Source organism: Bradyrhizobium sp. Leo78 (assembly GCF_059512425.1).
Genome location: NZ_JCAMOT010000018.1, coordinates 62,727 through 74,133 on the forward strand (window position 1 = coordinate 62,727; position 11,407 = coordinate 74,133).

The 11,407-nt window shown below is 63.1% G+C and carries 9 protein-coding genes; 4 read left to right on the top strand and 5 right to left on the bottom strand.

Features of this window, described 5'->3' with window-relative positions; genetic code table 11:
• The first annotated feature begins 176 nt into the window (after positions 1–176).
• Together AC5ZG1_RS22445 and AC5ZG1_RS22450 are read left to right on the top strand one after the other, a co-directional pair.
• Complete coding sequence (locus AC5ZG1_RS22445; protein ID WP_496134115.1) at positions 177–1,373, top strand: bifunctional 2-C-methyl-D-erythritol 4-phosphate cytidylyltransferase/2-C-methyl-D-erythritol 2,4-cyclodiphosphate synthase; 1,197 nt, start codon at positions 177–179, stop codon at positions 1,371–1,373.
• 2 nt (positions 1,374–1,375) lie between these two features.
• Positions 1,376–1,978: a CinA family protein gene (locus AC5ZG1_RS22450; protein WP_130223424.1), complete on the top strand. Its 603-nt coding sequence runs from the start codon at positions 1,376–1,378 to the stop codon at positions 1,976–1,978.
• Positions 1,979–2,082: 104 nt separating this feature from the next.
• Here the strand turns inward: AC5ZG1_RS22450 and AC5ZG1_RS22455 are convergent, their stop codons facing one another.
• Genes AC5ZG1_RS22455 through lipA form a run of 3 tightly spaced genes read right to left on the bottom strand, consistent with a single transcriptional unit; the run spans position 2,083 to position 4,064 of the window.
• Positions 2,083–2,550, bottom strand: coding sequence for a type II toxin-antitoxin system RatA family toxin (locus tag AC5ZG1_RS22455; protein WP_130223426.1), 468 nt, complete (start codon positions 2,548–2,550; stop codon positions 2,083–2,085).
• A complete protein-coding gene (locus AC5ZG1_RS22460) occupies positions 2,550–3,089 on the bottom strand; it encodes a P-loop NTPase family protein (protein ID WP_130223428.1) in 540 nt (179 codons plus the stop codon). The genes AC5ZG1_RS22455 and AC5ZG1_RS22460 overlap by 1 nt, the downstream gene beginning before the upstream one ends.
• 15 nt (positions 3,090–3,104) lie before the next feature.
• Entirely contained in the window at positions 3,105–4,064 is a 960-nt protein-coding gene (lipA, locus tag AC5ZG1_RS22465; protein WP_496134116.1) for a lipoyl synthase, read from the bottom strand.
• A gap of 132 nt (positions 4,065–4,196) precedes the next feature.
• On the opposite strand from lipA, the gene AC5ZG1_RS22470 reads away from it, so the two are divergent.
• The gene (locus tag AC5ZG1_RS22470) at positions 4,197–4,808 is read left to right on the top strand and encodes a DNA-3-methyladenine glycosylase (RefSeq protein WP_130223432.1); all 612 of its coding nucleotides are present in this window, start codon (positions 4,197–4,199) and stop codon (positions 4,806–4,808) included.
• A 253-nt stretch (positions 4,809–5,061) separates the two neighbouring features.
• Entirely contained in the window at positions 5,062–7,314 is a 2,253-nt protein-coding gene (locus AC5ZG1_RS22475) for a glycoside hydrolase family 113 (protein ID WP_496134117.1), read from the top strand.
• A gap of 62 nt (positions 7,315–7,376) precedes the next feature.
• Here the strand turns inward: AC5ZG1_RS22475 and AC5ZG1_RS22480 are convergent, their stop codons facing one another.
• On the bottom strand, positions 7,377–10,250 hold the full coding sequence (locus AC5ZG1_RS22480; RefSeq protein WP_496134118.1) for a valine--tRNA ligase: 2,874 nt from the start codon (positions 10,248–10,250) through the stop codon (positions 7,377–7,379).
• A 134-nt stretch (positions 10,251–10,384) separates the two neighbouring features.
• The gene (locus AC5ZG1_RS22485; RefSeq protein ID WP_496134119.1) at positions 10,385–11,155 is read right to left on the bottom strand and encodes a PopZ family protein; all 771 of its coding nucleotides are present in this window, start codon (positions 11,153–11,155) and stop codon (positions 10,385–10,387) included.
• Between the last annotated feature and the right edge of the window lie 252 nt (positions 11,156–11,407).

The following is an 11,407-nucleotide window of genomic DNA, read 5'->3' on the forward strand; positions in this document are numbered from 1 at the left end:
TATGCCTATGGTTTAGACATTTCTATCATTTGCGCAAGTGCACCGCAACAAGAACCGCTTTTCCCACAGGGTATGGGAATAGCTCTGTCATTGCGCATCCAGCGTGGTAAGGGCTGTGCGCTGGCGGAAAGCTTGGCGCCCCTCTCCTCAACCCATCTCGTATACAGTTTCGACCAATGCCCAGACCTGAGCGTATCGCCGCCATCCTTGTCGCAGCCGGCCGCGGGCTTCGCGCCGGCGCAGGCGGGCCGAAGCAGTACCGGGTGATCGGCGGCCAGACGGTGATCTTCCGGGCGATGGAGCCGTTCAGCCGCCATCCCGATGTTTTCGCCGTGCAGCCCGTCGTCAATCCCGATGATGCCGCCCTCTTCAACGAAGCGGTGGTCGGCCTTCGCCACCGGCCGCCGACAAACGGTGGCGCAACCAGGCAGGCGTCCGTGCGTGCGGGACTGGAGGCACTTGCAAGCGAGAAGCCCGACATCGTGCTGATCCACGACGCTGCACGGCCGTTCGCGACCGAGGCGCTGATCTCGCGCGCGATCGATGCGGTCGGCCGTACCGGTGCTGCCATTCCCGTGGTCCCGGTCACCGATACCATCAAGCTGACCGGTGCGAGCGGCGATGTCGAAGCGACGCCCGACCGTGCGCTGCTGCGAATCGCGCAGACGCCACAGGTCTTTCGTTTCGACGTGATCTTGGATGCGCATCGCCGCGCTGCGCGCGAGGGCAGAAGCGATTTCACCGACGATGCCGCGATTGCCGAATGGGCGGGATTGACGGTGGCGACCTTTGAGGGCGATCCTGCGAACATGAAACTCACCACACCTGAAGACTTCGTCCGCGAGGAAGCCCGCCTCGCCAGCCTGCTCGGCGACATCAGGACCGGCACCGGCTATGACGTGCATGCCTTCGGTGAAGGTGATCACGTGATGATCTGCGGCGTGCGCGTGCCGCACAGCAAGGGGTTTCTCGCCCACTCCGACGGCGATGTCGGCCTGCATGCGCTGGTCGATGCCATCCTCGGCGCGCTCGCGGACGGCGACATCGGCTCGCATTTTCCGCCTGTAGATCCGCAGTGGAAGGGCGCCTCTTCCGACCGGTTCCTGAAATATGCCGTTGATCGCGTCGCCGCGCGCGGCGGCCGCATCGCCAATCTCGAGGTGACGCTGATCTGCGAGCGGCCGAAGATCGGCCCGCTGCGCGACACCATGCGGGCGAAGATCGCCGAGATCTCGGGCGTGAGCATCACGCGCATCGCGGTGAAGGCGACCACCAGCGAGAGACTGGGCTTTACCGGCCGTGAGGAAGGCATCGCAGCTACCGCGAGCGCCACCATTCGCCTTCCTTGGAACGACAAAGGTTGGAGCGAGTAACCATGAGCGGCAGCGACGCGCGCGCCCTCTCCCGCTCGCTGCTCGATCTGTGCCGGATGCGGAAATTGACCATCGCGACGGCGGAGTCCTGCACCGGCGGGCTGGTCGCGGGCGCGCTCACCGATATCCCCGGCTCCTCCGACGTCATCGATCGCGGCTTCGTCACCTATTCCAACGAGGCCAAGCGGGCGATGCTCGGCGTCAACGCGCTGACGCTTTCGACTTTCGGCGCAGTCAGCAAGGAGACCGCAACCGCCATGGCGGTCGGTGCCCTGGAGCGCGCCGGCGTTGATCTTGCCGTCTCCATCACCGGCATCGCCGGCCCCGGCGGCGCCACCCCGGGCAAGCCGGTGGGCCTTGTGCATTTCGCGGTCGCCGCCCGCGATGGCCGGATCATGCATCGCGAGCACCGCTTCGGCGCAATCGGACGCAGCGCGGTGCGGCAACGCTCCGTGGTGGAAGCCCTGCGCATGTTGATGGAACTGGCACGCGGCCCCCAGGCCGCAACCAAGCCGCGCCGCGAAGCTGCCAGCCGCCTGCGTCCCCGCGTCGCGCGCTCCCCGCGCCGCAGCGCCGTCAAGCGCCGAAGACCGCCGCGGGCCTAACAGCTTCCTCTCCGTCATTGCGAGGAGCGAAGCGACGAAGCAATCCATGCCTCCGCAAGCGGCGCGATGGATTGCTTCGCTTCGCTCGCAATGAGGGTGAGAGCTTACGATGCGGTAGCCGGCTTGCCGTAGATCACGTCGGCGCGCTTTTCGAATGCGCCGGCGAAGCGTTGGAACGCTGCGTCGAACATCGATCCCATCAGCATTCCCAGCATCCGGCTTTTGAACTCGTATGAGATGAAAAAGCCGACATCGCATTCGGTGTCGGATTTCGGCTCGAAGGTCCAGCGGTTCTCGAGATTGCTGAACGGGCCGCGCAGATATTCAACCATGATCTTCAGGTTCGGCCGGTCCAGCGTGACGCGGCTGGTGAAGCTCTCGCGCACCAGCTTGAACGACACGGTCATATCGGCAACGAGAACCTCGGTGCCGTCCTCCTTCGGCGTGCGCTGCCGGATCTTCAGCGCATGGCACAGCGGCACGAATTCCGGATAGCGCTCGACATCGGCGACCAGATCGAACATCTGCGATGCGGAGTGACGGACCCGCCGCGTGCTGGAAAACCTCGGCATCAGTGGATACTCGCCGCGTGAGTCATCAGCGAGATCTCCTTCAAATACCGGCCCGCCTGTGTCCGATCCGTGAAACAGACAAGTGATTGGTCCGGTCGCATGCCCTCGAAATATCTGAGGAGCTTCGGCCGCTGTTTCTGCCGATACGTCCAGACGTATCGAAAGAATTCAAGATCGATTCGTTCCGGGCAACCCTCGGCCATTTCGGCGCGAACCTGGCCATAGCTTCGGGCTATCCGTCGCGCGAGGCCGAGCATGCAGGTCCGACGCGGAAGATCAAACCAGATGATGCTATCGCAGACCTGGCGGCGCAGCTCGCCGGCCCCATTTGAAATGTAGTTTCCGTCCATAACCCATTGCGGCCGAAGCGCCACCTCAGTCACGCGTTCGTGGAACTTCGCGTTATCGGACGCGACCCAGCCTGGCTTCCAGTAGATCGCGTCGAGCGACACGAACGGAATGCCCGTAGTGGCTGAAAGCCGTTGAGCAAAAGTCGATTTGCCGGATCCCGAAGACCCCATCACAAGAATGCGTCGCATCGGTGCGATCCGGCGTTAGCGTGACCGCGCCACGCGCGCCGCTTGCAGTTTGGCGAAATCGTCGCCCGCGTGATGGGACGAGCGCGTCAGCGGGCTCGCCGATACCATCAGGAAACCCTTGGTATAGGCGACCTTCTCGTAGCCTGCGAACTCGTCCGGCGTGACGTAGCTCATTACAGCGTGATGCTTCCGCGTCGGCTGCAGATATTGCCCGATGGTGAGGAAATCGACATCCGCCGAGCGCAGGTCGTCCATCACCTGCAACACTTCGTGCCGCTGCTCGCCCAGGCCCACCATGATGCCGGATTTGGTGAAGATCGTCGGGTCGATCTCCTTCACCCGCTGCAGCAGGCGGATCGAGTGGAAATAGCGCGCGCCGGGCCGCACCGACAGATAGCGCGAGGGCACGGTTTCGAGATTGTGGTTGAAGACGTCGGGCTTCGCCGCCACCACGACTTCAAGCGCGCCGTCCTTGCGCAGGAAATCGGGGGTGAGGAGCTCGATCGTGGTGTTCGGGCAGCGCGCGCGGATGGCGCGGACGGTCTGGGCAAAATGCTCGGCGCCGCCGTCGGCAAGATCGTCGCGGTCGACCGAGGTGATGACGACATGGGAGAGCCCGAGCTTGAAGGTCGCCTCCGCCACGTGCTCCGGCTCGGCGGCGTCGAGCGCGCCGGGCATGCCGGTCTTGACGTTGCAGAACGCGCAGGCCCGGGTGCAGGTGTCCCCCATGATCATGAAGGTGGCGTGCTTCTTGTCCCAGCACTCGCCGATATTCGGGCAGCCGGCCTCCTCGCAGACCGTAACGAGGCCATTCTCCTTCACGATGTTGCGGGTATCGGCATAGCCGCGTGTATTCGGCGCGCGCACCCGTATCCAGTCCGGCTTCGGCGGCGACAGCGCGTCGGGCCGGTTCACCTTTTCGGGGTGGCGCGGGCGCAACGGATTGGCTGAGATGGTGTCGATCAGGGTGACCATGGGAAATCTACGGATCTTTGGAACTGTTAGCTAATCCGTATTGCCCGAACCCGCAACCCGGCTCGCGCATGCTAGCAGAACGTGCAACATATGGGCAGCAATCCCCCGCGTTTCCCTCTGATTCCCACCAAAATGGTTCAAAATCCCAGACTGCCAGGCGAAGCACCGATCCGCCTCGGCAAGACGCTCAAACGCTCATTCTTTGGCCGCAGCGTGCATGAGGTCGCGCCCGACCTGATCGGTGCGACCCTGCTCTTCAATGGCGTCGGCGGCCTCATCGTGGAGGTGGAGGCCTATCACCACACCGATCCGGCGGCCCATTCCTATCGTGGGCCGACAGCGCGCAACCAGGTGATGTTCGGCCCGCCCGGATTTGCCTATGTCTATCGCTCTTACGGCATCCACTGGTGCGTGAACTTGGTCTGCGAAGAAGCAGGCTCGGCGAGCGCCGTGCTGATCCGCGCGCTGGAGCCCACGCATGGGATCGCGACGATGCGGCGGCGGCGCCATCTCAAGGAAGTGCACGCGCTATGTTCCGGTCCGGGAAAGCTGACCGAAGCACTCGGCATAACGATTGAGCACAACGCCCTGCCGCTCGATCAGGCACCGTTCTCGCTGCACGCGCGCGTCGGCAGTGTCGAAGTTGTCGCAGGCGTGCGAATCGGAATCACCAAGGCAATCGATCTTCCTTGGCGTTACGGCATGAAGGGCTCGAAATTCCTGAGCAAGCGGTTTCCAGTTTAAGTTGAACTTGAAGCGCCATCGTAACGAGATGCGCATCAACAATCGCAACATCGACGCAATCCTGTCACGACGCGCCCACGTTGCGTGTGCAGACTGAGCGCGCGTGCTTCGCTGCGCGCGTGTGAGTTGCTTATGAATTGTGCTCTGCTGAAAAGACGGAACACAACGCGGGTGAACAAGTCCTGCGCAGAATGCTGGCCACCGAAACAGCGAAATAGAAAACATAGAAACTAAAACTAAAGGAGCTGTACCGATGGCGGGCCCGTTTACTGTCCAAGGATTCGGATTCCCTTCCAACTACAATGGAGCATTCGTCACGAGCGCGGCGCGCGATGCCATGCAGGCAATCGCGGACACCAATGCAAATTCGATCGAGCTTGCGCCTCGGCTCTTCACGAACACAAGGCATTCGGACGACGTGTTCGCCGATCCCGGCAAGACCGAGAGCGACGCCAACATCCTTAAGGCCATCGCGGATGCGCAGGCGCTCGGCCTTTCGGTTTCGCTCAAACCCATGGTCTCGGCCCTCGATGGCTCGCTTGCACATGTGCTGACACCAGACGATCCCGCCGCCTTTTTCGCGTCATACAAGACCGAAATCGTTCACATGGCGGAACTCGCCCAGCAAGCCGGCGTCAGCATGTTGGTGATCGGCAATGAGCTCGCCAAGCTCTCCGGTCCCGAATATCGCGACCAATGGGTGGACATCATCAATGCCGTGCGCGCCGTGTATCACGGCGAAATCACCTACGCCGCCGCCACCGACGAAGCCATCAATGTCAGCTTCTGGGACAAGGTCGATGTCATCGGCGTCAACGCCTATCCGCCGCTGACGACCGACCGCGATCCGACGGTCCAGGAAATGGTCAACGCGTGGAACACCATGTCCTCCGATGACTATTGGGCGAAAGTGATGGATCACAAATCGCCGGTCGATTTCTTCCACTCGCTTGCCCTTCAGTACGGCAAGCAGGTGGTCTTCACCGAGACCGGCTATCGCAGCGTGGACGGCACCAATATCAGCCCGGGCGGCTGGGCCGGAAGCTCGACGCCGGATGTCCAGGAGCAATATGACGCGTTCAACGCCTTCTTTCAGGTCTGGGGATCGGAAGGCGGGAGCTGGTTCAGGGGCGCATCGATCTGGAACTGGGATGCGAACAACAAATATTCGGAACTCGGCTACTCGCCGCAGGGCAAGCCGGCGCAGGGGCTCATCACAGAGTGGTATGGCGGCGAGCGTCAGCCGCCCGGCCAGACGCTGACGGGCTCTCCGGCGGCCGATCTGATGGATACCGGCGGCGGCAATGACGTTCTGTCGGGTGGCGCCGGCAACGATACGATCAAAGCCGGCGCCGGCAACGATACCATCAGGGGCGGCCCCGGCACCATTCCGAAACTGACGGAAACCACCGTCACGGTGACGGGTTACAGCTCCGTCGTCGACGGCATCGGCGCCCAGATGCAGCTTCTGGTCAATGGCCAGCAGGTCGGCAACACGGTCGAGTTCCACAATGCGACCAATCCAGCCGGCTTCCAGACCTTCACTTTCACGTTCGCCAATTCCGCGGCAATCTCGAGTCTCGATCTCGCCTTCATCAATGACATCGCGGGCGCCAGTGGCGACCGCAACCTCTACATCAAGGACATCACGGTCAACGGCGAGCATCTGTCGGCCGCCGACGCGGTCAATCCGAGCTCGCCGGGAACCTGGAATCTCTATCAGAACAAGGCGATCCACTATGACATGAGCGGCCGCCAGGACTTGTTCTTCGGCGCGTCGACCGACAATGACGTCATCGACGGTGGTCCGGGCAAGGACGTGATCTACGGCGGCGCCGGTGCTGACGTGATCCATGGCGGCGCCGGTGACGACACGATCGATGGTGGACCCGGTATTGCGACCGCGACCGATCAACTCTACGGCGACGATGGCAACGACATCATCAAGGCCGGCAATGCCGATACCGGCGCCCTGCTCGACGGCGGCGCCGGCAACGATCAGCTCTATGGCGGATGGGCCACCAATGTCATCAAGGGCGGCGACGGTAATGATTACCTGTCCAGCGGCGGCGGCAACGACACCCTTTACGGCGGCGCCGGCAATGACTCGATGAAGGGCGGTCCGGCGGCGACCCAGATGTTCGGCGATGACGGCAACGACACGCTGATGGGCGGAACCGGCAACGAGCTCCTGTACGGCGGCAGCGGCGACGACCGGCTCAATGGCGGCGGCGGTAACGATACGTTGTCAGGCGGCGCGGGCAACGACACTTTCATGTTCGCCCCCGGCTTCGGCAAGGATGTCATTCTCGACTTCCAGAACACCGATGGCGCGCAGGATCTGATTCAGATCAACCGCACGCTCTTTGCCGATTTCAACGCCGTGCAGTCGCACATGGCGCAAAACGGAACGAGCGTCGTGATCACCTTCGACGACAACAACTCGGTCGAGATCAGGAACACGACGCTCGATCAGCTCCACGCGAGCGACTTCACGTTCGTGTAAGCGATCTTTCGCCACGGATTGTAGGGTGGGCAAAGCGCAGCGTGCCCTCCCTGCAACTTCTCTCAAGATGCCTTCTTCAGCCGCTCGAGCGCCTCGAGGATCTTTGCCTTGCGCTCCAGCGCCGCCTCGCGCTTTTCCTTTTCCTCTTCGACGATCTCTTCCGGCGCGTTGGCGACGAACTTCTCGTTGGAAAGCTTGGCGTCGACGCGCTTGATGTCGGCGTCGGCCTTGGCGATTTCCTTCTCGAGCCGCGCGCGCTCGGCGCCAAGATCGATCACGCCCTTCAGCGGCAGTGCCGCGACCTCGCCGCGCACCAATAGCTGCACGGCGCCTTCCGGGGCAGCATCGGCAAAGGAGATGTCGGCCAGCCGCGCCAGCCGCTTGGCGACATCGTTCCAGCGCTGCCCCCGCGCCTTTGTCTCAGCGGAAGCGTCCACAAGCACCAACGGGGTCAACGTGGACGGTGGGATGTTCATCTCCGCGCGCACCGAACGGATCGCACTGACGAGATCGACCACCCAGCCGATCTCGGCCTCGGCTTCAGGGTCGCTGAATTCCTCGGGGTCATCTTCCAACGCGCCGATCACGGGCGGGATGAGCGCGTCGGTCGGCCCTGCCAGCGAAAGCGTGGCGATCTGCTCAGGCGTTAGCGCGCGCGCCTTGCGCGGCCATGGCGCCAGCGCCAGAACACCGTCGCGCTTCGCTGTGACGGCCCAGAGCTCCTCGGTGATGAACGGCATGAACGGGTGCAGCAGCTTCAGGATCTCGTCGCGCACCCATGCGATCATGGCGCGGGTCTCGGTCTTCGCGGGTCCGTCCTCGCCCATCAACAGCGGTTTGGTTAGCTCGACATACCAGTCGCAGAACACGTTCCAGACGAAGCGGTAGACCGCGCCTGCCGCGTCGTTGAAGCGGTACGCCTCGATCGCTTCGGTCACTTCGCGAGCCGCAAGCGTGGTCTCATGCATGATCCAGCGATTCAGCGTCTCCTTCACGCTGGTTGGATCAAATCCGGCCGTCAGGGCGGCGCCATTCATCTCGGCAAAACGGCAGGCGTTCCAGAGCTTGGTGGCGAAGCTGCGATAGCCGTCGACGCGCTGCGTCGACAGCTTGATGTCGCGCCCCTGCGCCGCCATCGCCGCCAGCGTGAAGCGCAGCGCGTCGGCGCCGTATTCGTCGACCAGATGCAGGGGATCGATGACGTTGCCTTTCGACTTCGACATCTTGGCGCCCTTCTCGTCGCGGACGAGGGCGTGCATATAGATGGTCGAGAACGGCACCTCCTTCGTGAAGTGAAGGCCCATCATCATCATCCGCGCCACCCAGAAGAAGATGATGTCGAAACCGGTGACCAGCGTGTTGGTCGGATAGTAGCGCTGCAGCTCCGGCGTCTCGTCCGGCCAGCCAAGCGTCGAGAACGGCCACAGCGCGGACGAGAACCAGGTGTCGAGCACGTCTTCATCGCGGGTGATGAAGCCCTCGCGCTTGGCGGGGTCCACCGCCATGTCGTGGCCCTGCTCCGGCGTGATGACTTCCTGCTCGACGTAGTAGCCGAGCGCGTTGCCCACGGCCTCTTCCTCGGTCTCGGCGACGAACACCTTGCCGTCGGGCCCGTACCACGCCGGGATCTGATGGCCCCACCAGAGCTGGCGCGAGATGCACCAGGGCTGGATGTTCTCCATCCATTCGAAATAGGTCTTTTCCCAGTTCTTCGGCACGAAGCTGGTTTCGCCCGCGCGCACGGCCGCGATCGCCGGCTGCGCCAGCGTATTGGCGTCGACGTACCATTGGTCGGTGAGGAACGGCTCGATGACCACGCCGGAACGGTCGCCATGCGGCACCATATGCGTGTTCGGCTCGATCTTCTCGAGAAAGCCGAAATCCTCCAACCGCGCGACGAGCTGTTTGCGCGCGGCAAAGCGCTCGATGCCATGGAATTCCTCGGCGAAATGCAGCGCGCCCTCGGGCAGGCCGCGCAGATAGTCCTCGTTGCCGACAAGCGAGAGCTTGCCTTCCTGGTCGAGCACGCTGATCCGCGGCAGCCCGTGGCGGTTGCCGATCTCGAAGTCGTTGAAGTCGTGCGCCGGCGTGACCTTCACAGCGCCAGAGCCCTTCTCCGGATCGGAATAATCGTCGGCCACGATCGGAATCTTGCGGCCGACCAATGGCAGGATCACGTGTCTGCCGACCAGCGCACTGTAGCGCTCGTCGTCCGGATGCACGGCCACCGCGGTATCGCCGAGCATGGTTTCGGGACGGGTCGTCGCGACCACGATGAAGCTTGCGGGATCGTCGGGGCTGAACGCCCTGCCCTCGAGCGGATAGCGCAGGTACCACAGATGGCCCTTGACCTCGACCTGCTGCACCTCGAGATCGGAGATCGCGGTGAGCAGCTTCGGGTCCCAGTTGACCAGCCGCTTGTCCTTGTAGATCAGCCCTTGGCGGTGGAGTTCGACGAACACCTTCACGACGGCGCGCGACAGGCCCTCATCCATCGTGAAGCGCTCGCGCGACCAATCGCAGGAGGCGCCCAGCCGCTTGAGCTGGTTGATGATGGTGCCGCCGCTCTCGGCTTTCCATTGCCAGACCCGGTCGAGGAATTTGGCGCGGCCCATCTCGCGACGGCCCGGCTCCTGCCGTTCCATCAACTGCCGCTCGACCACCATCTGGGTGGCGATGCCGGCATGGTCGGTGCCGGGCTGCCAGAGCACGTCGCGTCCGCGCATGCGCTCGAAGCGGCAGAGGATGTCCTGCAGCGTATTGTTCAGCGCATGTCCCATGTGCAGCGAGCCCGTCACGTTCGGCGGCGGGATCACGATGGTGAACGGCGCGGCGTCGCGCCGCTCGGGGCGGCCGGCCTTGAAGGCGCCACTCTCCTCCCAGACGCGGGACATCCGGCTTTCGATATCGGCAGGCTGGTAGTTTTTCTCGATCATGGCACTACAAATGGGGATGTTTGAGAGCGCTAAAAAGCCGTCCGGACGCGCCAAGTCAACCGGACTGGCGCGTCCAAACCGCCATAACACCCATTAGGGATGGCTGAATTGAGGGGGCTTCGCGGCCCGGGCGGCTAACGCCCCCGCGAAACCCGCTCGATCTCGGCTTTCACGATCCGCTCGACCAGCCCCGGCAGGTTGTCGTCCAGCCATGATTTGAGCATCGGCCGCAGCATTTCCTTGACCAGGTCCTCCAGCGTCCGTGCATTGTTGCTGAGCACGGTATTGGCCAGCGAATTGAACGCGCTTTCGACCGCGTTCATGGTCGTGCGCGACAGGATTGGCTGCTGACCATAGGAGGAACTCTCGGTCGCTGGCTCATAGGCTGGCTGCCGCGGTGGAGACGGCGGTGGCTTGGTGGCTTCCGTGAATTCGATGTCGTCCTGCGGTTCAACTTTCTGAAAGGTCGGTGGCGGCGGCTTGGGCGTCGGCGTCGGTGCCGGATCCGGCAGGGCCATTTCGTCAGTCAGTTCGAATACGTCGCCGTCGGGTTGCGGCGGCCTGACTTCGGCCTCCTGCGTCGCCTCATCGAGGCTTGCCAGCATGGCGTCGATGTCGTCCTGGCTGTTCGTTTTGGCTGGTGGTGGCGCCAGCGCAGGTTTTGGCGCTGCTGGCACCGGCTTCGCCGCTGCGGGAGTCGGCGGCGGCGGAATGTCCTTCACCACCGGCTTGGGCGCAGGCGCGGCGGCGACCGCCGGTTTCTCCGGTGTCGCAACGCTTGCCGGCCTGTCGTTTGCGGCTTTATCCGCGGAAGCGGGCTTGGCCTCATCATCGGCAATGATGCGACGGATCGACGCCAGAATCTCCTCCATGGAGGGCTCTTGGACCTTTGCAGGTTGCGTCATTTCCGACTCCACATCGAAATTATCCTACACCAAGCCACACGAGATTCGGCGGTTCCGGATGAAGCGGCCGGAATTTTTCATCGCTCGAGTCCGGACTTGTCCCCAGATCAACGGTTACCGGTGCGTTGCACGCGGTGCGTTCGCCCTCACGGCAACCGATCCGCAGCGATGGACGCAAAAAGCCGTTGCGAATCGTTGTGTTGCCTATGGAAACGGTATGTCAGGGCAACAATCGATTGCAAGCAACGCGCT

Coding starts and splice junctions, on each gene's coding strand:
- AC5ZG1_RS22480 (WP_496134118.1), bottom strand. CDS start 10,250: ATGATCGAGAAAAACTACCAGCCTGCCGATATCGAAAGCCGGATGTCC.
- AC5ZG1_RS22470 (WP_130223432.1), top strand. CDS start 4,197: ATGGTTCAAAATCCCAGACTGCCAGGCGAAGCACCGATCCGCCTCGGC.
- AC5ZG1_RS22475 (WP_496134117.1), top strand. CDS start 5,062: ATGGCGGGCCCGTTTACTGTCCAAGGATTCGGATTCCCTTCCAACTAC.
- lipA (WP_496134116.1), bottom strand. CDS start 4,064: ATGGTCACCCTGATCGACACCATCTCAGCCAATCCGTTGCGCCCGCGC.
- AC5ZG1_RS22455 (WP_130223426.1), bottom strand. CDS start 2,550: ATGCCGAGGTTTTCCAGCACGCGGCGGGTCCGTCACTCCGCATCGCAG.
- AC5ZG1_RS22485 (WP_496134119.1), bottom strand. CDS start 11,155: ATGACGCAACCTGCAAAGGTCCAAGAGCCCTCCATGGAGGAGATTCTG.
- AC5ZG1_RS22450 (WP_130223424.1), top strand. CDS start 1,376: ATGAGCGGCAGCGACGCGCGCGCCCTCTCCCGCTCGCTGCTCGATCTG.
- AC5ZG1_RS22445 (WP_496134115.1), top strand. CDS start 177: ATGCCCAGACCTGAGCGTATCGCCGCCATCCTTGTCGCAGCCGGCCGC.
- AC5ZG1_RS22460 (WP_130223428.1), bottom strand. CDS start 3,089: ATGCGACGCATTCTTGTGATGGGGTCTTCGGGATCCGGCAAATCGACT.